General features: G+C 66.9%; 20 protein-coding genes. 11 read left to right on the top strand and 9 right to left on the bottom strand.

The window, feature by feature from the left end; translation table 11 throughout:
* Nucleotide 1: 1 nt before the first annotated feature.
* Together AC1DCJ_RS01065 and AC1DCJ_RS01060 are read right to left on the bottom strand one after the other, a co-directional pair.
* Entirely contained in the window at nt 2-1,075 is a 1,074-nt protein-coding gene (locus tag AC1DCJ_RS01065) for a catalase family protein (protein WP_478069889.1), read from the bottom strand.
* A 182-nt stretch (nt 1,076-1,257) separates the two neighbouring features.
* Nucleotides 1,258-1,836 carry an SMI1/KNR4 family protein gene (locus AC1DCJ_RS01060; RefSeq protein ID WP_478069888.1) on the bottom strand — a complete coding sequence of 193 codons (579 nt, stop codon included), beginning with the start codon at nt 1,834-1,836 and terminating at the stop codon, nt 1,258-1,260.
* 140 nt (nt 1,837-1,976) lie between these two features.
* Between AC1DCJ_RS01060 and AC1DCJ_RS01055 the strand changes: the two genes are divergently transcribed.
* Nucleotides 1,977-3,392 (top strand): cryptochrome/photolyase family protein, encoded by a 1,416-nt coding sequence (locus AC1DCJ_RS01055; protein WP_478069887.1) that lies wholly within the window; start codon nt 1,977-1,979, stop codon nt 3,390-3,392.
* Between the two features lie 136 nt (nt 3,393-3,528).
* A complete protein-coding gene (locus AC1DCJ_RS01050; protein WP_137189199.1) occupies nt 3,529-4,224 on the top strand; it encodes a YiaD family glycine zipper/OmpA-like lipoprotein in 696 nt (231 codons plus the stop codon).
* A gap of 481 nt (nt 4,225-4,705) precedes the next feature.
* Here the strand turns inward: AC1DCJ_RS01050 and AC1DCJ_RS01045 are convergent, their stop codons facing one another.
* Nucleotides 4,706-7,747 (bottom strand): TonB-dependent receptor, encoded by a 3,042-nt coding sequence (locus AC1DCJ_RS01045; protein WP_478069886.1) that lies wholly within the window; start codon nt 7,745-7,747, stop codon nt 4,706-4,708.
* Between the two features lie 315 nt (nt 7,748-8,062).
* A complete protein-coding gene (locus AC1DCJ_RS01040; protein WP_137189201.1) occupies nt 8,063-9,085 on the bottom strand; it encodes a LysR family transcriptional regulator in 1,023 nt (340 codons plus the stop codon).
* A gap of 141 nt (nt 9,086-9,226) precedes the next feature.
* Here AC1DCJ_RS01040 and AC1DCJ_RS01035 point away from each other — a divergent pair, with 141 nt between their 5' ends.
* The 7 genes from AC1DCJ_RS01035 to AC1DCJ_RS01005 all read left to right on the top strand — a co-directional run bounded on the left by AC1DCJ_RS01035 (nt 9,227) and on the right by AC1DCJ_RS01005 (nt 17,469).
* Nucleotides 9,227-9,454 carry a hypothetical protein gene (locus AC1DCJ_RS01035; protein WP_038688981.1) on the top strand — a complete coding sequence of 76 codons (228 nt, stop codon included), beginning with the start codon at nt 9,227-9,229 and terminating at the stop codon, nt 9,452-9,454.
* Nucleotides 9,451-10,224 carry an SDR family NAD(P)-dependent oxidoreductase gene (locus AC1DCJ_RS01030; protein ID WP_038688979.1) on the top strand — a complete coding sequence of 258 codons (774 nt, stop codon included), beginning with the start codon at nt 9,451-9,453 and terminating at the stop codon, nt 10,222-10,224. Before AC1DCJ_RS01035 ends, AC1DCJ_RS01030 begins: the two co-directional genes overlap by 4 nt.
* A 90-nt stretch (nt 10,225-10,314) precedes the next feature.
* Entirely contained in the window at nt 10,315-11,529 is a 1,215-nt protein-coding gene (locus AC1DCJ_RS01025) for an efflux RND transporter periplasmic adaptor subunit (protein WP_478069885.1), read from the top strand.
* A gap of 160 nt (nt 11,530-11,689) precedes the next feature.
* Nucleotides 11,690-14,860, top strand: coding sequence for an efflux RND transporter permease subunit (locus AC1DCJ_RS01020; protein ID WP_141058712.1), 3,171 nt, complete (start codon nt 11,690-11,692; stop codon nt 14,858-14,860).
* A 25-nt stretch (nt 14,861-14,885) separates the two neighbouring features.
* The gene (locus AC1DCJ_RS01015) at nt 14,886-15,623 is read left to right on the top strand and encodes an SDR family oxidoreductase (protein ID WP_137189203.1); all 738 of its coding nucleotides are present in this window, start codon (nt 14,886-14,888) and stop codon (nt 15,621-15,623) included.
* Nucleotides 15,617-17,047 (top strand): efflux transporter outer membrane subunit, encoded by a 1,431-nt coding sequence (locus AC1DCJ_RS01010; RefSeq protein WP_038688971.1) that lies wholly within the window; start codon nt 15,617-15,619, stop codon nt 17,045-17,047. Before AC1DCJ_RS01015 ends, AC1DCJ_RS01010 begins: the two co-directional genes overlap by 7 nt.
* Before the next feature lie 155 nt (nt 17,048-17,202).
* Nucleotides 17,203-17,469 carry a hypothetical protein gene (locus AC1DCJ_RS01005; RefSeq protein ID WP_241658870.1) on the top strand — a complete coding sequence of 89 codons (267 nt, stop codon included), beginning with the start codon at nt 17,203-17,205 and terminating at the stop codon, nt 17,467-17,469.
* Nucleotide 17,470: 1 nt separating this feature from the next.
* Here the strand turns inward: AC1DCJ_RS01005 and AC1DCJ_RS01000 are convergent, their stop codons facing one another.
* The 5 genes from AC1DCJ_RS01000 to AC1DCJ_RS00980 form a co-directional block, all read right to left on the bottom strand.
* Entirely contained in the window at nt 17,471-17,854 is a 384-nt protein-coding gene (locus AC1DCJ_RS01000) for a VOC family protein (protein WP_478069884.1), read from the bottom strand.
* Nucleotides 17,855-18,005: 151 nt separating this feature from the next.
* Nucleotides 18,006-18,872: an endonuclease/exonuclease/phosphatase family protein gene (locus tag AC1DCJ_RS00995; RefSeq protein WP_478069883.1), complete on the bottom strand. Its 867-nt coding sequence runs from the start codon at nt 18,870-18,872 to the stop codon at nt 18,006-18,008.
* 132 nt (nt 18,873-19,004) lie between these two features.
* Nucleotides 19,005-19,247 carry a hypothetical protein gene (locus tag AC1DCJ_RS00990; protein WP_137189206.1) on the bottom strand — a complete coding sequence of 81 codons (243 nt, stop codon included), beginning with the start codon at nt 19,245-19,247 and terminating at the stop codon, nt 19,005-19,007.
* 880 nt (nt 19,248-20,127) lie between these two features.
* Nucleotides 20,128-20,796, bottom strand: coding sequence for a hypothetical protein (locus tag AC1DCJ_RS00985; protein ID WP_137189208.1), 669 nt, complete (start codon nt 20,794-20,796; stop codon nt 20,128-20,130).
* Nucleotides 20,797-20,798: 2 nt separating this feature from the next.
* A complete protein-coding gene (locus AC1DCJ_RS00980; RefSeq protein WP_137189209.1) occupies nt 20,799-21,209 on the bottom strand; it encodes a g-type lysozyme inhibitor in 411 nt (136 codons plus the stop codon).
* A 120-nt stretch (nt 21,210-21,329) separates the two neighbouring features.
* On the opposite strand from AC1DCJ_RS00980, the gene AC1DCJ_RS00975 reads away from it, so the two are divergent.
* Both AC1DCJ_RS00975 and AC1DCJ_RS00970 read left to right on the top strand, forming a co-directional pair.
* Nucleotides 21,330-21,641 carry a hypothetical protein gene (locus AC1DCJ_RS00975; protein ID WP_137189210.1) on the top strand — a complete coding sequence of 104 codons (312 nt, stop codon included), beginning with the start codon at nt 21,330-21,332 and terminating at the stop codon, nt 21,639-21,641.
* A 34-nt stretch (nt 21,642-21,675) separates the two neighbouring features.
* Complete coding sequence (locus AC1DCJ_RS00970; RefSeq protein WP_137189211.1) at nt 21,676-22,347, top strand: hypothetical protein; 672 nt, start codon at nt 21,676-21,678, stop codon at nt 22,345-22,347.
* Nucleotides 22,348-22,379 lie beyond the last annotated feature (32 nt).

The following is a 22,379-nucleotide window of genomic DNA, read 5'->3' as shown; positions in this document are numbered from 1 at the left end:
GTCACGGTTCGTGGATCGGGCAGCGGTTGAACCGGGAACGGAACTGCCGCGATGCCGCCATCACCACCCGGCGTGCGCGGTTGAGGCTGCCCAGCGGGCGGTGCGCAGCAAGCGCGTGCCAGGGTGCGAAGGCCAGGGCATCTTCGCGCGCTTCCGCATCGGCGCTCCATGCCGGCTGTGCGCCGATCGACAACTGCCCCACCGGCAGGAACGGGCTGAGGCCTTCTGGCCAGGCCACGGAGGCATCCTCGATGGGCATCTGCGCCAGGTCGCGGCACAACTGCACGCGCAGCTCCCACATCACCGGGGCGGCCAGGTCGGCGAAGAATGCGGCGATGGCATCGCGCTGGGCATCGGCGCCGGAGGGCAGTGGCTGTCCACGCAGCGCCAGCAGGGCCGGTGACACCGGCACCCACGAAAACTTGGCCATGTACGGGCCGTACAGGAACGGCACCTGGGTAAAGAAGGTTTCGCCCAGCGGATGATGCTGTGGCTCGCCGCCCAAGGCCTTCAAGGTGGCGCTTTGCCCGCCCACTGCTTCCAGCACCGCTTCGGCACCGCGCAACGTGGCCGACAGCACCTGCTTGGTGCGCGGCATGCGCTCGGTGGTGGCCGCCAGCAGTTTCGCCGCGCGGAGGAAACCCTGCACGCCCGGCGTACTGAACGCCGGTCCGTTGACCATCAGGAAGTCCTGGCTGTGCTGCTCATCGCCGCCTTCCACGCGCGCACCCTGCACGCCCAGAATCTTTACGGCCATCGCGCGCGGGGTGGAAACGCTGTCCGGCAGCTGTTCGGCCGGCGGTGACGACAGCCGCACCAGCGCGTCATACGCGCCGGGGCGGGCGAACAGCCCATGGGCAAGGTCGGCGGGCAGGTCGTGTGCTACCTGGAAGCGTGCGCGCAGCAGTGCATGACCCTTGGCATGCACCGCCCGATGCGCATGGCCTTCATGCTCGGCGACCGTGCTGGCCATGTCGGTGAACAGCCTGGCCAGGGCAGTGATGGTCTCTTCTTCGTCCGGTGCGCGGTGTTCAACGTCGGGCGAATAGGCAACAGCGGGCGCGAACGGGGGCATGGGGCGGCATCCTGGGCAACGGGAGGAAGTGCCGGCTGGAGTGACCGTGGATTACGCCCTGGCAGCAGCCGGCTGGGGCATCGCATGCAGCCACCTTGAACGCCGCCGCGTGCAAGGCCGGTGCACGGCGCATGGCTGCCGTGCGAAGGACGCGCCCTGTTGCCCGCCGCCGCCTGCCGGCGTCACCACTCCAGCGTCTCGAAGAAGGTGTCGGCCGCCTCGTCATCGCCCAGCACATCGGCCGCTGCCTGCAGGGCCGCGTCACGATGCGCCGGGCGAAGCTCGCCGTCGTCGTCTTCCAGGTCGTCGCCGGCCTTCAAGTACACCGTGCCGACGGCTGCAAGCACGGCGACGAAGGTGGGCAGGTCCTCGGTGAGCACCGTTGCCTCCCACGTACCGGCTCCGTGGAAGGCAAACAGCACCTGCCCACTGTCGAGGTCCAGGATGAACGGGTCCGCGTTCTGGTCGGCGATCACCAGCCACTGTTCGGGCCAGTCCGCGATGCGCGCGCCGGCATCGCCTTCCCAGCGATAGCCCGCCTGCAGCGCCCACAAACGGTGCAGCGGCGGGAACGCGACGTTGACCCCGGGCACGCTGATGCCGACCGGGCCGACGCTGGCATGCACGGTCTCGCCCCACGGGCCGACCTGCGCATAGAACGCGGCGAGCGCCGGCGGCAGTGGGACGTCGCCTTGCCAGAGGTCGGTCGATTGCGCCTGCAGCGGGCCGAAGCGGGCAAACGAAGCGTGCAGTGCGTGCATGGTGCGGGTCCATCCGGGCGGGACTGCGAAGACTAGCCAGCATCGAGGCAGCGCACAAACCCGGTGTGGCGCCGGGCCAGTGCGTGTTCTTCACCGGGGCTGGCTATCATGGCCACGGTTTTTTCGTCTGGGTGGTGGTTGTGACGGTAGCGCTGGTGTGGTTTCGCCGTGATCTGCGGCTGCAGGACAACCCGGCCCTGCAGGCCGCGCTGGATGCGGGCCATGTGCCGGTACCGGTCTACATCCATGCGCCGCACGAAGAGGGTGATTGGGCCCCGGGGGGCGCATCCAATGCCTGGCTGCACCGGTCGCTGGTGGCGCTGGACGCCGACCTGCGCGCGCGCGGCTCGGCGCTGGTGCTGTGCCAGGGTGACAGCCATGCCGAGCTGGAGCGTCTGATCGCGCAGACCGGGGCGGTGGCCGTGTACTGGAACCGCAAGTACGAACCGGCCACCCAGCCGCGGGATGCGGCCATCAAGCGCGCGCTGCGCGAGCAGGGCATCAATGCCGAAAGCCACAACGGCAGCCTGCTGCTGGAGCCGTGGGATATCGCAACGCTCCAAGGCAACCCGTACAAGGTATTTACCCCGTTCTGGCGCAACGCACTGACTCGCCTGCAGGTGCCGGCCCCGATGCCTCCGCCGGCGCGCTTGCCTGCGCACGCGGTGCAGGGCGTTGCATTGGACGCGCTGCAGCTGGCCGCGGCGCTGCCTTGGGACGCGCAGTTCTGGGACCACTGGCAACCCGGTGAAGCCGGCGCGCACGAGGCGCTGACGGTGTTCATCGACGGCGCGCTCAACGGGTATCGCCAGCAGCGTGACCTGCCCGACCGGGTGGGTACCTCGCTGCTGTCGCCGCACCTGCATTTCGGCGAGATCGCGCCTTGGCAGATCGTGCGCCGGCTGCAGGACGAACGCAGTGCCAGCCGTGACGCCGACATCGACGGCTACATCCGCGAGCTGGGCTGGCGCGAGTTCTCCTACCACCTGCTGCACCACTTTCCACAGACCCCGGACCACAACCTCAACCCGCGTTTCGACGGGTTCCGTTGGACGCCGCCCAACGCCACACAGCTGCAGGCGTGGCAGCAGGGGCGCACCGGCATTCCGATCATCGATGCGGGCATGCGCGAGCTCTGGGCCACCGGCTACATGCACAACCGCGTGCGCATGCTGGTGGCCAGCTTCCTGTGCAAGCACCTGCGCCAGCACTGGCGCGAAGGCGCGCGCTGGTTCTGGGACACCCTGGTGGATGCCGATCTGGCCAACAACACCATGGGCTGGCAATGGGTGGCCGGTACCGGTGCCGACGCTGCGCCGTATTTCCGCATCTTCAACCCGGTCACCCAGTCGGAGAAGTTCGACCCGCAGGCGCGCTACATCACCCGGTGGGTGCCCGAGCTGGCCCCCCTGCCGCTGAAGGCCCGCTTCGCGCCGTGGCAGCACCCGCACCTGCTGGCCGAGCACGCGCCAACGTATCCCACCCTGCCATTGGTGGACCTGGCGGCGGGACGGGATGCCGCATTGGCCGCTTACCGTCACACCGGAAGCGTGTAAACCCGGCTGCGCGGGCCCCGCTCAGAAAGCTGAACGGGGAGCTGGCACGGGTTTGCATCGTCATGCCGGCATCGCGTCTGCGTGTTTATCCTTTGGGCGCTCGCACGCCGGTAGACCGGTAACCAAGGAGAACACCATGATTCGACCCGCAACCCGTAACGTGGCCCTGGCCCTGATGACCGCCGCTGCCTTGACGGCCTGCGCCACCGGCGGCTCGTACACCCAGTCCGATCCGTACGGCAATCCCACCCAGCAGCAGAACAAGACCGGCCGCAACGCGCTGATCGGTACTGCCGTGGGTGTGGCCGCCGGCCTGCTCAGTGGCAACAGCGCCACCGAGCGTCGCCAGCACGCGATGATCGGTGCCGGTATCGGCGCGCTCAGCGGCGCGGCCATCGGCCAGTACCAGGACCGGCAGGAGCGCGCGCTGCGCGAACGTACCGCCAACACCGGTATCGACGTGTCCCGCGATGGCGACAACCTGACCCTGAACCTGCCGGACGGCATCACCTTCGACTTCGGCAAGTCCACGCTGAAGCCGCAGTTCTACGGCTCGCTCAATGGCGTTGCCAGCACCCTGGCCGAGTACAACCAGACCATGATTGAAGTGGTGGGCCATACCGACAGCATCGGCAGCGACGCGGTCAACAATCGCCTGTCCAAGGAGCGTGCCGATTCGGTGGCGGCCTACCTGACCGCCCAGGGCGTGCAGGGTGCCCGTATCGAAACGCTGGGCGCCGGCAAGGCTTACCCGATCGCCGACAACAGCACCGATGCGGGCCGCGCGCAGAACCGCCGTGTGGAAATCCGCGTGATTCCGCTTCGTCAATAACGCGCAGCGTTATTGACGGGTCCGGCTCACGGCCGGAGCAAAATGCCGCCATTTCAGGCGGCATTTTTGTGGGTACCGGCCGTTGGCCGGTACGCCATGTACACGTCCGCGCGTTCGCGGGCCCGTGCCGACCAACGGTCGGCACCTACCGGCGGTGGGTGGGTACCGGCCGTTGGCTGGTACGTCATGAACACGTCCGTGCGTTCGCGGCGCCGTGCCGACCAACGGTCGGCACCTACCGGCGGTGGGTGGGTACCGGCCGTTGGCCGGTACGCCATGAACACGTCCGCGCGTTCGCGGGCCCATGCCGACCGACGGTCGGCACGGGCGGGGTTGCGGTAGGTACCGGCCGTTGGCCGGTACGTCATGAACACGTCCGTGCGTTCGCGGGCCCATGCCGACCAACGGCCGGCACGGGCGGGGTTGCGGTAGGTACCGGCCGTTGGCCGGTACGCCATGAACCCATCCGTCTGCGCGGCTCTTACCAGTCGTACTGCACCTGCAGCCGGGCGTACCGCGGGGTGGTGTTGTAGCGCGCCTTGCCGTAGTTGAAGTAATCGGTGATCGTCCCGGCGGCATTGACGTCGTAGCGTTGCTCGTACACCTGCACCGGCTTGACCGAATTGAACAGGTTGATCACCGACAGCTGCACGCTCAGCCCGGCCAGCGCCGTCGGCGAATACACCACGTTCGGGTTGAAGGTCGCCGTCCACGGCGTACGGCCGCTGCTGCCCAGCTTGGCGATGTCGTCCTCACCCACGTTGCAGGTGTGGAATACCCCGCGGTAGCCGAATTCCGTGCCGAAGGTGCCGTTGCCGCCGCCCAGGCAGCTGATCGGCGTGCCCGACTGCACCAGCAGGTTGGCGCCCACCTGCCACTGCGGGCTCAACTGGTAGCTGCCGAACAGCTTGATGCTGTGGCGACGGTCGTTGAACAGGTAGCCGTCGGCGCCGTAAGACAGCTCCTTGAAATCGAAGTCCGAGGTGGTGCCGGTGTCATCCTGGCCGTTGGTGCTCTTCACCAACCCTTCGTAGTTGCCGTGCAGCTTGGCCCACGTGTAGCTGGCACTGGCATACCAGCGTTCGGTGCGCTTTTCGGCGGACAGGGTCAAGGAGGTGTAGCGGCGCTTGGCCTTCGGTCCCAGGTCCTCGCCGGGGACGCGGATGCTGTCGGGCGTACCGTCGCCGTCCACGTCGATGTCCAGCACCAGGTCGCTGCCCGGGTTGTACAGCCAACAGCCGGGCAGGCCGCCGGGCACTTCCCACTCACTGTCCCAATGCGAGACGTCGTAGCCGGACGCCTTGGCGGCGTTGTAGAGCGCGCGCGAATCGCAGGTGTCATCGATCACCTGGTTGATCCGGCGCAGGGTGAGCTTGGCGCCGAGGGTCCAGCCATCGACCCAGTCGTTACCCGAGTGCAGTTGCCGCTGGTAGCCGAGGATGAGTTCGTCCTGGGTATACGGCTTGAGCCCCTGTGAGGCGACCGCGCGCGGGTTGGGCGTGCTGCCGTCGGCCCCGTTGACCACACTGTCGGCACTGCCATCGCGGTAGGAGCCGGTGATGTTCGGCTTGCCCGTCACCGGGTCGTACCCGTCGTAGGTGAAGTAGTCCATCGTGTAGTACGAAGCGGTGGCGGCGCGCAGCGCCACGTTGGCCGCGATCGGCAACGAGTAGCGGCCGAGCGAGGCGTACAGCTTGCTGTCCCCGTCACCGGTGGGATCCCACGACAGGCCCAGCCGTGGCTGCCAGATGTTGTCCTGTTTGACGAACGTGGCGCCGCTGCCGTTGCGGTTGTCGAACGAGTCGTTGCGCAGCCCGGCGTACAGCATCAGCCGGTCGGTGACCTGCCAGTGGTCTTCCAGGTACCACGATGCCTGCTTGACGCCGATCGCGCCCCCGGTACGGAAGTTGATGCGCTGGGCGTAGTTCGCGTAGAGGTTCCAGTAGGCACCGCTGGAGTACGCCGTGCCTTGCACCGAGGTCCAGTCTTCCTGGCTGTAGCCGCCGCCGAGCTGGTGGTTGCCGAGTTGCCAGACCAGGTCGGCCTGGGTGGTGCGGCGTTCGTTGCTGCCGCTGCGCAGGCCCAGCTGGCTGTCCACTGCACAGCCCACCTGCTTGCCGAGTACGCGGTCCACCACGTACGGGCATTCACCATCGGGAGCGTTGATGTCGCCCTCGTAGTCGCCGCGCTTTCCGTCCGGGCTGAGCGTGTACTCGCCGGTGTGGTTGCGCATGCGGCCATGCTGCACGCTGGCGGTGAGGTCGTCGGTGAGCTGGCTGGTCCACTTGAACACATGGGTGGTGCCACCGGCGCGACCTTCCTTGCGGCCGCGATAGTCGCTCTTGCCGGGCTCGGCATCGGGCTGGTCGCTGCTGTAGTCGGCGTCGTAGTAGTCGTAGCGGTAGCGTTGGCGGTTGTCGAAGCCGGTGTATTCCAGGTGGTTGCGGTCATTGAGGTACCAGTCCAGCTTCAACAGCCAGTACGGGTCGCGCGAGCGGTAGTCTTCCGCCGATGCCGACAGCGAGGCGGGTGGTACCGGGGTGTCCGGGTCGCTGGCGCGACGCGGGCCGCTGGCCGTGCGGCCACCGAAGGCGGTGCTGTCCGAGCGGCTCAGGCTGCCCAGCGCGAACACGAACAGTTTGTCCTCGATCAGCGGGCCACCGGCCCAGGCGCTGGCCACGTCGCTGGACCTGCTGTTGTTGTCGTACGAGCGCAGGATGCTGCCATCGCTGCGCAGGGTGTCCGGCGCATTCTCCCGCAGCGCGGAAGGCTCGGTGGTCCAGCTGAACCCGCCTTTCCAGGTGTTGGTGCCGCGCTTGACGTTGACGCTGGTCACGCCGCCGGTGGAGAACCCATAGCGTGCGCCATAGCCCCCGGTCTGCACGTCCAGCTGGTCGATGGCCTGGAACGGCACCTCGGAGAAGGACAGGCTGTCGAACAGGTTGGTGACGTTGAAGCCATTGACGTAGTAACTGTTTTCCGCCGCCGAGGCGCCACCGAACGAGGCCGGACCAAAGAAGCTGCTGCTGGCCACGGTGCCCGGTGTCAGCAGCGAAATGCTGGTGATGTCGCGTGCCACCGGCAACGTGTTGAGCTGCTCGGCGGTGAAGGTGGTGCGCGTTTCCACGCTGCCCAGGTCGATAGGGGCGGCGGCAATGGCGCGCACCCTGACCGTCTCCAGCGTGGCTGCCCGGGCGAAGTCCGCCTGCGTGGTCTGGCCCGCCACCACGGTTACGTGGCGTTGCTCGCTGCTGCCGTCGGCGCGGGTGATGCGGACCTCGTACTGGCCGGTGGACAGTGCCGGCAGGCGGAAGCGGCCGTCAGGGTTGATCCGGGTCTCACGCGTGGTGCCAGCGTCCAGGTGCCGGATCTGCACCGTGCCCTGGGTGGCGCCGGGGACGTGGCCGAGGATGTCGCCGACCGTGCTCTGCGCCATCGCGGGCAGCGGCGACAGCAGGGCCACCAGCAACAGGGAAAGACGGGTCTTGCGCGGTTGGGTCCGTGCGCGGAACGGGTGGTGCATGTGTCGCCTCCAGTGCATCCGGCCGGGCTGGCCAGGTCGCGTGGGGCGGAACCTAACGCCGCGTAGACAGTTGAAGTGCGCAGTGGTTCGCGGGAACGGCGTTCAATGTGACGCGGGTCGGAGAAACAGGGATGGGAATGATCAAAGGCGTGATGCAGTTCGCGCTGAACGCCTCCGCAGCAGTGCGATGGATGCAGTGCGCAACGACGCCGATCACGACAATCCGCGCAGACAGTGCCAGATGCGACAAGGCCGCCCGGAGGCGGCCTTGTGCGGCAGCGGATCGACAATCCACCGCAGGGAAAAAACCCGCGATCAGGTCGCGGTGACCGTCTCCAGAATCCGCTTCCCAGTGGCCTGCAGTTCCTCTTCGGCCTGCGCATTCTGCTGCTTGGCGAACTTCGCGTTCGGGCACTGCGCCAGCATGTAGTTGGCGTCGAAGTCGAGCTTGGCCACCAGGAAATCAACGAACGCACGCACCTTCGGCGAGACCAGCCGGCCGCCGGCGAACACTGCATTGAAGTCCACTTCAGGGCCGGTCCAGCCGGCCAGTACGCGGCGCACCATGCCCGATTCGACGAATGGCTTGGCCATCACGTCACCGGTCAGCAGCAAGCCTTCGCCGCACACCAGTGCACCGTTCAGCGCGGAGGGATCATTGGCCACCAGCAGCGGATTGACCGGGAAGTCACGCAGGTCGCCGCCGTTCTCGCCCAGCTGCCAGAAGAACCGGTTGTTGTTGAGGTTGCGCGCCTTGCGCATCGCCAGGATGCGATGGAACTGCAGTTCGTCCGGATGCAGCGGCTCGCCGTAGCGCTCGATGTAGGCCGGGCTGGCGAACACCTGGGTGCGCAGGCTGCCCAGCTTGCGCGCCACCAGGTTGGAGTCGGGCAGGGTGCCCACGCGCAACGCCAGGTCGGCTTCGCCAGCAATCAGGTCGAGCTTTTCGTTACCCAGGTGCATGTCCAGCTGGATTTCCGGGTACTGCGCATGGAACTCGCCCAGCAGCGGCGCGATCCAGGTGATGCCGATGGAGTAGGGCACGGTGAAGCGCAGCCAGCCACGCGGACCGGACTGCAGCTGGTTGACTGCACCTTCGGCTTCTTCCAGTTCGCGTGCGATGCGCTGGCAATGCTCGTGGTACACCGACCCGGCCTCGGTCAGGCCCAGCCGGCGCGTGGTCCGGTGCAGCAGGCGCGCGCCCAGGCGCGTTTCCAGTTCCTGCACCTTGCGGCTGACCGTGGTCTTGGGCAGGCCAAGCGCAGTGGCGGCGGCAATGAAGCTGCCTTGCTCGACCACCTTGACGAAGATCAGCGTGTCGTTGAGATCGTGGGCCATGACGGGTCCGAAGTCGGGGAGGGGATAGGGTGCCCGAAAGATTGTGCCGGGTACGGGACGATTATTCCCCTTAATCCGGACTAATCAAGTGGGAGTTTGAGGACTAATCTGGCGCCATTCCCGAATTGAAGGACCTCCGCCATGTGGTTGCGGAACATTCTTGGCCGCGTACTGACCGGCCGCACAGCCCCGCTGGACCTGGCGATGACCGTTGAGAAGCGGCCCTCGTCCTTGTCCTACAAGGCTTTCCGAGAGTTCACCCCGCCCGCCAAGATGCAGCGCGGCGGCAGCCTGCGCCTGGGCAATCGTGATCTGGGCCGACTGGGCCGGATTGGGATTATCCCGGCGGCGGGAGTGAAAGTCCCATGAGTGGGACGCTGGCCCCCGAGGTCCTTGTTCTGGGCGGCACCGGTAGTGTCGGCCAGGGCATCGTGGCTGCGCTGCTGGAGGCCGGTAGCCCGGTCCTGGTGGTCGGCCGCGACCCCGGTCGGCTGGCGGCCCTGCAGGAACAGTTCGCCGATGAGCCCGGTCTGGAGACCCTGCTGGGTTCCTTCGGCGACGACGCCTCGGCGCAGACCGTGGCCGAGCGCATCGCGCCGCGCCGGCGCGCGTTGTCGGCCGTGGTCGATGCGATGGGTGGGCCTTACAACCGCGGCCGGGTGACCGATCGCAGTGGCGACGCGCTGCTGCAGGCGCTGCAGGCCGACGTGATGCCGCACGTGCATGCCGGCCGCCACCTGTTGCCGTTGCTGCGCGGTGGCACCCATCCGCGCCGCTACGTGTTGATCGGCGGTCCGGCCGGCTTCAAGCCGTGGGCCGGGCACGGTGAATCGTCCATCACCATGTCGGCCACGCGCATGTACGCGCAGGTGCTGCACCAGGAAGCGCAGGCGCTGGGCGTGCGCGCGCAGATGCTGGAAGTGTGCAACCCGGTCTGCACCCCGGCCAATGCGGCCAACGCCTGCATCGAGTGGCCCAGCGCGTTGCTGGTGGGCCGCCGCCTTGTATCGCTGCTGGACACCTGTACCGACAACCGCGCCATCGTGCGTTGCGATGCGCGCGATGCCGAACTGCCGCGCGGCCTGCTGCACAGGGATTGGCCTCCCCCGATGTCGCGCGACACCGCTGGCGCTGCTTGACCTCTACCAAGGTTGAGGTCGCAGGATGCGCCACCCACGTTCTGCACTACCCCGATTTCCGAATACCACCCCTCCGTACGGATGCATGTCATGACCTCCTCCAATTCCACTCCGCATAGTCTTACCCGACGGCTGGCCATGGCCGGCGTCTCGATCCTCGCCGCCGCCGTGCTGGCTGCCTGCAGCGGTGGCCACGCAGAAGAAGCCGGCATGCCGCCGCCGCCGCAGGTGAGCGCCGCACCGGTGCTGATCAAGCCCGTCAGCCAGTGGGACGACTTCAGTGGCCGCGTTGAAGCGGTGCAGAGCGTCGAGCTGCGCCCGCGCGTGTCCGGCTACATCGACAAGGTCAACTACGTCGAAGGCGAGGAAGTGAAGAAGGGCGACGTGCTGTTCACCATCGACGCCCGCAGCTACCAGGCCGAGTACGACCGCGCCCGTGCCGAACTGGCGCGCGCCCGCACCCAGTCCACCCTGGCCCGCAGCGAATCCGAACGCGCCAAGAAGCTGTCCGACCAGCAGGCCATCTCCACCGAAACCTGGGAGCAGCGGCGTGCCGCGGCAGACCAGGCCGGTGCCAGCGTGCAGGCCGCGCAGGCTGCGCTGGATGCCGCCGCGTTGAACCTGGAGTTCACCAAGGTGCGCGCGCCGATCAACGGCCGCGCCGGCCGCGCGATGGTGACCGCCGGCAACCTGGTCACCGCCGGCGACAGCGCCAGCGTGCTGACCACGCTGGTGTCGCTGGACACGGTGTTCGTGTACTTCGATGCCGACGAAGCCACCTTCCTGCGCTACGCCCAGATGGCGCGCAAGGGCGAGCGCCCGAGCGAGCGTGACAGCGATCTGCCGGTCAAGGTCGGCCTGTCGGGCGAGGACGGCTACCCGCACGAAGGCAAGGTCGACTTCCTCGACAACCAGGTCACCCGCAGCACCGGCACCATCCGCGTCCGCGCACTGCTCGACAACGCCGATCGCACCTTCACCCCGGGCCTGTTCGCCCGCGTGCAGCTGCTGGGCAGCGGCCAGTTCCAGGCCATGCTGATCGACGAGAAGGCCGTGCTGACCGACCAGGACCGCAAGTATGTGTACGTGGTCGACAAGGACGGCAAGGCACAGCGCCAGGACATCACGCTGGGCCGCAATGCCGACGGTCTACGCATCGTGCAGCAGGGTCTGAAGGCCGGCGACCGGGTGATCATCGACGGCGTGCAGAAGGTCTTCATGCCGGGCATGCCGGTGCAGGCCAAGGCCGTTGCCATGCAGCCGGTTGCCGCGCCGGTCGCTGCGCCGGCTGTCGCAAAGAACTGAAGAGCAGCCGACTGACCGTCGGCTCTACGTAGGAGCCGACCCACGGTCGGCTCTACCGTGACTGCCATCGCCCCGTGCAGGGGAGCCCGCCACCGCTGTCACCTGTGACAGCGGCCGGGGTCGTGCACGCCGGCGATGGTGAAACCCCAGGAATCCACCCATGGACTTTTCCCGTTTCTTCATCGACAGGCCGATTTTCGCGGCGGTGTTGTCGATCGTGATCTTCGCCGCCGGCCTGATCTCCATTCCGATGCTGCCCATCGGCGAGTACCCGGAAGTGGTGCCGCCGTCGGTGGTGGTGCGTACCGTGTACCCCGGCGCCAACCCCAAGGTGATCGCCGAAACCGTGGCCACCCCGCTGGAAGAGGCCATCAACGGCGTCGAAGGCATGATCTACCTCAAGTCGGTGGCCGGCTCTGACGGCGTGCTGCAGATGACCATCACCTTCCGCCCGGGTACCGACCCGGACGAAGCGGCGGTGAAGGTGCAGAACCGCGTTGCCCAAGCCCAGGCGCGCCTGCCCGAGGATGTCCGCCGCCAAGGCGTGACCACCCAGAAGCAGTCGCCCACCTTCCTGATGGTGGTGCACCTGACCTCGCCCAACGGCAAGTACGACACCCTGTACCTGCGCAACTACGCCCGCCTGCACGTCAAGGACGCCCTGGCGCGTATCCAGGGCGTGGGCGATGCGCAGATCTTCGGCGGTGGCGACTACGCCATGCGCGCCTGGCTCGACCCGGACAAGGTGGCCGCGCGCGGCCTGACCGCGAGCGACGTGGTCGGTGCCATGCGCGAGCAGAACGTGCAGGTCTCGGCCGGCCAGCTCGGCGCCGAGCCGATGCCCAACAGCCAGTTCCTGACCCTGATCAATGCCCAGGGCCGCCTGCGCAGCGAAAAGGAGTTCGGCGACATCGTGCTCAAGAGCGGTACCGACGGTGAAGTGGTGCGGCTGTCGGACGTGGCCCGGGTGGAACTGGGCGCCGGCGACTACACCCTGCGCTCGCAGCTGGACGGCAAGAACGCGGTCGGCATCGGTATCTTCCAGGCCCCCGGCGCCAACGCGCTGGAGATCCGCGATGCGGTGATGGCCAGCATGGACGAGATGCAGAAGACCATGCCTGCCGATGTGAAGTACGAAGCGGTGTATGACACCACCATCTTCGTGCGCGACTCGATCAAGGCCGTGGTGTCCACCCTGCTGGAAGCCATCGCGCTGGTGGTGCTGGTGGTGATCCTGTTCCTGCAGACCTGGCGCGCCTCGATCATTCCGTTGATCGCCGTGCCGGTGTCCATCGTGGGTACGTTCGGTGCGCTGTACCTGCTGGGCTTCTCGATCAATACGCTGAGCCTGTTCGGCCTGGTGCTGGCCATCGGCATCGTGGTCGACGATGCGATCGTGGTGGTGGAAAACGTTGAACGCAACATCGAAGAAGGCCTGACCCCGCTGGCGGCCGCGCATCAGGCGATGCGTGAAGTGTCCGGCCCGATCATCGCCATCGCGCTGGTGCTGTGTGCCGTGTTCGTGCCGATGGCGTTCCTGTCGGGCGTCACCGGCCAGTTCTACAAGCAGTTCGCGGTCACCATCGCCATCTCCACGGTGATCTCGGCGATCAACTCGCTGACCCTGTCGCCGGCCCTGGCCGCCCGCCTGCTCAAGCCGCATGGCGCGCCGAAGGATGCCCCGACCCGCATCATCGACCGTCTGTTCGGCTGGGTGTTCCGTCCGTTCAACCGCTTCTTCAAGTCCAGCTCGGAGAAGTACGAGCGCGGCGTGTCGAAGATCCTCGGTCGCCGCGGTGCGGTGTTCGTGGTGTATGCGGTGCTGCTGGTGGGTACCGGTTTCATCTTCAAGCTGGTGCCGCCGGGCTTCATCCCGACCCAGGACAAGCTGTACCTGATCGCCGGCGTGAAGCTGCCGGAAGGCTCGTCGATCGCGCGTACCGATGAAATGCTGCGCAAGGTCGCCAAGATCGCCCAGGAAACCGATGGCGTGGCCCACACCATCTCGTTCCCCGGCCTGAACGCGCTGCAGTTCACCAACACGCCCAACACCGGCGTGGCGTTCATTCCGCTCAAGCCGTTCAACGAGCGCCATGGCCGCACCGCCGCGCAGATCAACGCCGAGATCAACCAGAAGATCGCCGGGCTGCAGGAAGGCTTTGCCTTTGCGATGATGCCGCCGCCGATCCTGGGCCTGGGTAACGGCAACGGCTACCAGATGTTCATCCAGGACCGGGGCAACCTGGGCTACGGCGCGTTGCAGAACGCGGTGCAGTCGATGCAGGGTGCGGTCGCGCAGACGCCGGGCATGGCGTTCCCGATCACCAGCTACCAGGCCAACGTGCCGCAGCTGGATGCCGAAGTGGACCGCGTCAAGGCCAAGGCACAGGGCGTGCAGCTGACCGAGCTGTTCGACACCCTGCAGACCTACCTGGGCTCGTCGTACGTCAACGACTTCAACCAGTTCGGTCGTACCTGGCAGGTCATCGCCCAGGCCGACGGTCAGTTCCGTGACAGCGTCGAGGACATCGGCAAGCTGCGTACCCGCAACGATCGCGGTGAAATGGTGCCGATCGGTTCGATGGTCACCGTCAAGGAAACCTTCGGCCCGGACCCGGTGCTGCGCTTCAACGGCTACCCGGCCGCCGACCTGGCCGGTGAGGCCGATCCGCGCCTGCTGTCCTCGGCGGAAGCGATGACCAACCTCACCGCCATCGCCGCCAAGGTGCTGCCGGTGGGCATGGCCACCGAATGGACCGACCTGAGCTACCAGCAGGCCACCCAGGGCAAGGCCGCCTTCATCGTGTTCCCGGTGGCCATCCTGCTCGCGTTCCTGGTGCTGGCTGCGCTGTATGAAAGCTGGTCGCTGCCGCTGGCGGTGATCCTGATCGTCCCGATGACCCTGCTGTCGGCGTTGTTCGGCGTGTGGATGACCGGTGGCGACAACAACGTGTTCGTGCAGGTTGGCCTGGTGGTGCTGATGGGCCTGGCGTGCAAGAACGCGATCCTGATCGTCGAGTTCGCCCGGGAGCTGGAGATGGGGGGCAAGGGCATCGTGGAGGCCGCGCTGGAAGCCTGCCGCCTGCGTCTGCGCCCGATCGTGATGACCTCCATCGCCTTCATCGCCGGCACCATCCCGCTGGTGCTCTCGCACGGCGCTGGCGCCGAGGTGCGCTCTGTCACCGGCATCACGGTGTTCGCCGGCATGCTGGGCGTGACCCTGTTCGGCCTGTTCCTGACCCCGGTGTTCTACGTGGCCCTGCGCAAGTTCGTCAGCCGTAACGGCGGCGGGCAGCTGGTGACCCACGGCGAACCCACCATCCACCATTGATCCCATCCCCCGCGAGGTTTCATACATGAATACCGCTACCCAAACGATCGCCCTGGTCACCGGTGCCACCCGCGGCATCGGCCTGGAAACCGTCCGCCAGCTGGCCCAGGCCGGCGTGCATACGCTGCTTGCCGGGCGCAAGCGCGACGTCGCCGTGGCCGAGGCGCTGAAGCTGCAGGCCGAGGGCCTGCCGGTGGAGGCGATCCAGTTGGACGTGGGTGATGCCGCCAGCATCGCCGCCGCCGTGCAGACCGTGACCGAACGTCACGGCCGCCTGGACATCCTGGTCAACAACGCCGGCATCCTGCTCGATGACATCAAGCTGGCCCCGTCGGCGCAGACCCTGCAGACCTGGCGCGACACCTTCGACACCAACGTGTTCGCGGTCATCGCCGTGACCCAGGCGTTCCTGCCGCTGATCACCGCCTCGCCGGCGGGCCGCATCGTCAACGTGTCCAGCATCCTGGGCTCGCTGACCCTGCACAGCCAGCCGGGTTCGCCGATCTATGGCTTCGCGGTGCCGGCCTACAACGCCTCCAAGAGCGCGGTGAATGCCTGGACCGTGCAGCTGGCCTATGAGCTGCGCGAGGGCACCACCAAGGTCAACACCGTGCACCCGGGCTACGTCAAAACCGACATGAACGGTGGCGAAGGCGAGATCGAAATCAGCGAAGGCGCACGCTCCAGCGTGGGCATGGCGTTGATCGGCGCCGACGGCCCGAACGGCAGCTTCACCTACCTCGGCGAGGTGCTGCCATGGTGATCCGCCTGTTGACCGTGGCCGTGACCAGCGCGCTGCTGGCCGGCTGCGTCAGCGTCGGCCCCAACTACCAGGCGCCACCGGCTACACCGGTGACCCTGCAGGGCGCCGCCGCGCCGGTGTTCACCTCCGCCTCGCCGGTGGCCAGCTGGTGGGCACAGTTCGATGACCCGGTGCTGGAACAGCTGGTGCACGACGCACTGGGCACCAACCTGGACCTGCGTATCTCGATGGCCCGCGTGCGTGAAGCGCGCGCGGTGTTCGTCGAACAACGCCTGGACCAGTTGCCGCACGTCACCGCCGGCGGCAGCTACGACCGCCGCAAGCAGCCCGATGCCACCGTGGGCGGCGAGCGTGTCTTCAGCGAGACCTACCAGCTCGGCTTTGACGCCGGCTGGGAGCTGGACCTGTTCGGTCGCCAGCGCCGTGCCGCCGAAGCGGCGCGTGCGGACCTGGGGGCCGAGCAGGACAACCTTGCCGATGCCCAGGTCACCGTGGCCGCCGAAGTGGCGCGCAACTACTTCGAACTGCGTGGGTCGCAGAAGCGCATCGACGTGGCCAAGCGCACCCTGGTGAATCTGCGCGATACCCAGCGCCTGACCGAGGCCCGCTGGGAACTGGGTGCCGGCAGCGAGCTGGACGTGCAGAGCAGTCGCGCACGCCTGAAGGCGATCGAGGCCGACATCCCGCTGCTGGAAGTGGCTGAAGTGCAGTCGCGGCATCGCCTGGCGGTGTTGCTGGGGCAGCGTCCGGATGCACTGGACGAGCTGCTGCAGCCGCGCGAAGTACCGGCCTACGCCAAGCAGCTGCCGTTGGGTGACACCACCGACCTGCTGCGCCAGCGTGCCGACGTGCGCAGTGCCGAACGCCGCCTGGCCGCCGCCACTGCCCGCGTGGGCGTGGCCACGGCCGATCTGTTCCCGCGGATCAGCCTGACCGGCTTCGTCGGCTTCCTGTCCGGCGATGCCAGCGGCCTGGTCAACGGTGCCAACAAGGCGTGGTCGGTGACCCCGTCGATCAGCTGGGCCGCGTTCGATTTCGGTACCGTGCGGGCGCGCCTGCGTGCCAGCAAGGCGCAGGCCGACGGTGTGGCGGCCGAGTACGAGAAGGCGGTGCTGTTGGCGCTGGAAGACACCGAGAACGCGCTCACCCGGTATGCCAAGCAGCAGTCGCGGCTGGCCATCGTCGCCGAGCAGGCGCAGGCCGCGCGGCGTGCCGAGCAGCTGGCGCAGATCCGCTACCGCGAGGGTTCGGAAGACTTCCTGACCCTGCTGGATGCGCAACGCACCCAGCTGGCGGCGGACGACGCACTGGCGGCGGCCGAATCCACGGTCAACGTCAGCGTTGTGGGGGTTTACAAGGCTCTGGGTGGTTGGGGCCAGCAGCAGGATGCGGCACCACCGGCCGTGGCCGGCACGCTGCGCTGACCTGGCAGGTGAGGGCGGCCTGGCCGCCCTCACCTGTGCGCTGCGTCAGAGTTTGCCGCGACAGTGAGCCAGAAAAGGGGCCGTTGGCGGCTTTGCCACTGCCGTACACATCAATCCAGGTGATACAAAGCGTCCCTCTTACCGGGGACGTTTCCATGATCACACCCAACCCGTGGCGAGGCGACGCCGCGCCCGCCCAGAACGGGCAGTCTGCGTTGTCGCCCGGCGCGATCATTCTGCTGGTGCTCGCCGCCTTGATGGTGGCGCTTGGCTTTGCCAGGCTTCCCGACACGCTGCTGGCCATCGGCGTCCTTCTGATCGGGGTGTTCCTGGCCATCGTGGCCCGGGTCTGCCAGGCGCGCGACCAGCATCTGGCGCTGTGCCGGCTGTTGGGGGAAAGCGCCCGCCAACGCATGCGCTGAATCAGTCCCAGTGGTTGGCCGTTGCGCCTTCCTGCCCATCGCGCATGCGCACGATGCAGAACCGATGGCCGGTAGGGGCTTCCATCACCCACCAGCGTTTGACGAAGCCGATCCGGCGCGCGCCCAGTGCTTCCAGCCGCGCGGCCTCGGCGTCGATGTCGTCGCTTTCGATATCCAGATGCACGCGTGACGCGTGCTCTACCCGTTGCACTTCCACATTCAGCCCGGCCGGTGCGCCCACCAGGTCGGCGTACTCGGCCCCCTCTTCGCTGTAGGCCGGTTGGGCGCGGTACCCCAATGCTGCCGACCAGAAGGCAGCGGYCTCGTCGGCGGGGGTGGTGTGGCAATCTATGATGAAACCGGCCAGGCGGCTGCGGTGGGCCATGGTGGGCATCTCCAGGGTGGGAGGGTGCCGGTATCGCACCGCGGGCATCGACGTGGCGTGATGTGGCCCGGCCAGCGCTATCCCAACCTGCCGCGGCCGCCGTGATGCCCAGGCCGCGCCGTGACGTGCGGCACGGCCTGGACGGGGTGCCTCAGCGCGCTGCCGCCGCCGGGAAGCGCAGGTCGGCCTGCACCGGATAATGATCCGACGGCAGCACGCCGCCGGGCGCATCGTCGAGCGTCTGGAAACGGTCGACCTTGAGGCCGCGCACCAGGATCCAATCCAGTTCCACGGTCGGCTTGCCGGTGAAGTCGTGGAAGGTCAGGCGCGGGCCCTCCACCTTGGTGGCCAGCTTGCGGGCATCGCCCAGCGCTGCGGTGAAGGCCTGATAGGTGGTGCTGCCCGGTTCGCTGTTGAAGTCGCCGGTGACCACCACCGGGATGTTCTTGGGCAGCGTGGCCAGGCGCGTGGCGATCAGCTCGGCGCCCAGCACGCGGCGCGGCTCGTCCTCGTCGCGGTAGGGCAGGTGGGTGTTGAGCAGGTAGAACTGCTTGCCGTCGGCCTGGCGCTGGAACAACGCCCAGGTGACCATGCGCGGCATGAGGTTGCCCCAGGTGATGCTGCCCGGCACGTCGGGCGTGTCGGACAGCCAGAAATCGCCCTGTTCCACCACCGTCAGCTGCGCGCTGTCGTAGAACACGCCCATGTGTTCGTCGCCGCTGCCGCCGCGACGGTCCTTGCCGAACCAGCGGTACCCGGGCAGGTGGGCCACCAGGTAATCGGCCTGCTTCTGCACCAGTTCCTGCGTGCCGAACACCGCCGGATGCTGCTCGCGCAGCAGGCTGACCATCGCATCGCGGCGGTCGTCCCAGCGGCGACCGGGTTCGGTATCCACGGGGGTGCGCACATTGAATGACATCACCCGCAGCGGGGCAGCCGTTTCAGCCAGTGCGTGGCCGGCCGGCAGTGACAAGGCCATCAGCGCCAGCAGCGCGGTACGACGAAAACGAGACAACATTGGAATCCCTCCATCCCATGAAAACGTTTCCCCCGAAGGGTTGCATGGAATGGGGCCAGGGGGAATTGCACGCATTGGCGGCTGGCGGGGCAGGCGGAGCGCGCCTACCCCGTGCGGCTCAACGCCGCCGTCTTACTCGTTGGGCACGTACCACTGCCCGTCCTGGTCGATGTGGTAGACACTGGCAACGTGGCGATTGCCGTTCTCGTCCAGGTAATAGGTGGTGCACCGCTGGTGGTACACGTACTTGGCGACCATGAACGGGACGCACTCGGTGAAATGACCGTCCAGTGGCGAGGCCTTGGCCATGCCGACGGTTCCGGTTGCACCCAACGTGACTACCAATGCGGCCATCGCGGCCAAATGCAGTTTCATCAGCAGGTTCCTTGCTTCTGCAGCGCACATGCGCCTGCGCTGTTTAGCATGCAGGTACGTGCGGGGCAATCCATGTGCGAAGGCTGGGCTGCAGAGCGGTGGAACAGAGAAGGAGTGATGACTGACGCCAGCCCTCAGACGAGAGCTGGCGTGACGGTGTTTCAATCACTTACGGAAGCGCGCACCCGGCGCCCCTCATGCATCGCGAAAATGTGCCGAAACAGATGCCTTCACTGGTTCCCGCGGCCTGGCAGGCCCGGTAGTTGGTGTAGCAGATACTGCACGGATAAGGCTGGGCCGTGGCCGTGGCCATTCCCAACGTAAATGCGATTGAAGCGATCGCAACAGACAGCCTGAGTCCAATTTTCATGCTTTCTTCCGTTGTCTGCCCTCCTTGGGCAAGGTCGAGGCTACAACCTGTAATTGCGGCTTTCAACCGGCACCCATCGTGATAATGCGAAGACCGATACCCAGTATGCGCATCGAGACATGGGGTAGGAAGTTACCGACAAGCTTTCGTGACGTCCGTTCCATATGTGACGAAGAGGATCCGCTAATTTTGATTCGCTCGGTGATTGGGCCTATCACGGAGTGATACGCAATTCGCAGATTCAAACGTCTGGTCGCCGTCGCTGTATTCTCTTCCGCCTGTCTTGGCGCCACTGCCTTTGCCCTCCTGGCGAACTCCTGCAACTGGGGCTGCACGCGGGCGTACTTTGCCTGCATGGACAGCGGTGAGAACGCCGCCGTGCGCTGAAGCACGCGAACACTGTACTGAAAGCTGCGGCGGATAAGCCTCGGGCGGGCCTCAGCCGGCTGGGCCTATCACCTGTGGTGGACGAGCGCGGCGGCAGGCCCGTCCCATCGCACTGCCGCACGCTCAGTTCGCCAGCAGGATCCAGCCGATCAGGCTGTTGATCACGATGCCCAGCATCAGCACCCACGCGGTGGACAGCACCGTGTTCGGCCACGACCGCTGCAGGGCCACCTTCAGCCAGCCAGCCTGCACCACCGCATACCAGAGCAGCGACAGCACCGACACCGCAATGCCGATCTGGGTGGACAGCGTGCCCGGCAACCGCACGAACACCATGCTGGTCGACAACGCCACCGCGAACGGGGCCGTCAGGTAGCACTGCATGAAGAACGGGCGGCGCAGCGATTCGCGGGTCATCGCCACCTTCTTGCGCCGCAGCAGGTGCACGCTGCTGATCAGCGGCCACACCGCAAAAGTGATCGAGCGATACAGCAGCAGGCTTTCCTCGTTGCCGAACACCGTGCGCGACAGCTGCCCGGTCCCGGTCACCTGTTGGTGCATCAGCAGCTCCACACCGTGTGCGACCAGCACCGCCAGCATCAGGAACATCGGCGGGCTGATCGCATCGTCGAACTGGTTGTCCAGCTTCTGGGTCAGCTCGGTGTTGACGTACTGCGCCATGCGCCGCGGATGCACGATGACCCGGTACAACGTGCGCGGAAAGAACAGGAACCAGGTGCAGAGTTCGTAGAGAAACTCTTCCAGCGACCGGAGCAGTTTGAGGAAATCCATGGTCAGTGGATGGCGACGGTCAACGTATGCGGTGCCTTCTCGCCGCGACGTGCCTGCGCACGCATCTGATAGACCTGCACCACATAGGTGCCGGAGGCGGGCAGGGTGCCGGTCCAGCGCCGCTTCTCATCGGTGCTGCCCAGTGCCTCGCCCTGGCCGGGCACCACGCCCGGCGCGTACACGTTGAAACTGGCGTTGGCGCTGCCCGCCAGCGTGACGGTCATGGTCTGGCCGGCGCGTGCGCCAACCGTGTAGCGCACGGTGTCGTAGCCGGCAACGGTGCCACGCAGCGTGGCGCTGCTGGTGCCCTTGGCGAACTGCACCGGCGTGGTGGTGACCTTGTCGGCCGCGCCGGCCAGGGTCGGGGCCAGTGCGAGCAGGGCGGTCAACAGGATCGAACGGAAGGGGGCCATGGCAATCTTCGCAGTCCGGGAGGGGATGACCGGAGCATGATCGCCTGCACATCAAGGTGTTGTCGATGACGCCAGGGAGGGTAACCTTGGCGGTTCCCTTCTTGAACGGCAGGCCCCCCGATGGATTACCAGCTTGTGATCAAGTTCTGGAGAAAGTCACTGGACGACGAGGCCTTCCTGGCCACCCTGGAGGCCGAGCTCAGCCAGGTCCTGGGCACGACGGCGGCGCTGGACGGCCACGACATCAGTGCCAAGGAAATCAACCTGTTCATGTTCACCGACGACCCGCGCTCGGTCTTCCGGCGGGCCAAGGACGTGCTGGACCGGCTTGGCGTGCTGCACAGCGTCTCGGCCGCCTACCGGCTGGTGGGGGGCGCGCAGTTCACCTCCGTGTGGCCGCTGCGCATGGCCCGGAAATTCACGCTGCCGTGAGCGAGCGTCGGTACCGTCACAAGGAGCGTCACGCGTGACCCAGGCTACCCAGGCAATGTTGAAGACCCTGACCGCTGCCGTCGCCGCCGAGTTCGCGGCCGCGGGATTCGTGCTCAAGCGCGGGCGCCATTTCGAGCGCGTCAGTGCATCCGGCCGCACCCACCGTTACACGGTGGGGTTGTCCAAGCAGAAAGGGTGGTACTCGCTCCACCTGACCCTCGGCCTGCTTGATCGCACGCTGATGGCAGGGGTGAACGCCGTGCTGGAACAGGCACTGCGCGACGAGGCGTTCGATTATCCGGAGAGTTGGCCGCCCGCTCTGGTTGAATCCACGATCAAGGAGCGTGTGTCCAACCCTGTGGTGGCGGAGCTGACCGATTGGCGGAGCCTCCGGGATGGCGCTGAGACGCTGGAGGCCTTCAACGCACGGTTCTGGATCTGGCTGCGCGCGTTCGACAGCCTCGACGAAGTGCCGGGCTGGCAGGCGCAGCTGTCCGCGAGCGTCACGCTATCGTTGGAGTGGTTCCGCACGGCGGACGCAGCGGAATGGATCGAAGCCAACACCGACTATCCCGCGCTGTATCTGTTGCACCGGCGCTCGGCACACGACGCGCTGCAGGCGCGCTACCAGGCGCTGTTGGAGCGCGCGCCCGATCCGCAGGAGATGCGGCTGTTCCATAAGCACCTGAGCGCGGCGGCGGGTTGACCCATCCGGTGTTACGGGGGCAGATTGAGACA

It is taken from the genome of Stenotrophomonas sp. 10N36, assembly GCF_056395005.1.
Note: the sequence above shows the minus strand (reverse complement) of the source record. Positions and strands in the feature narration are given on the sequence as shown.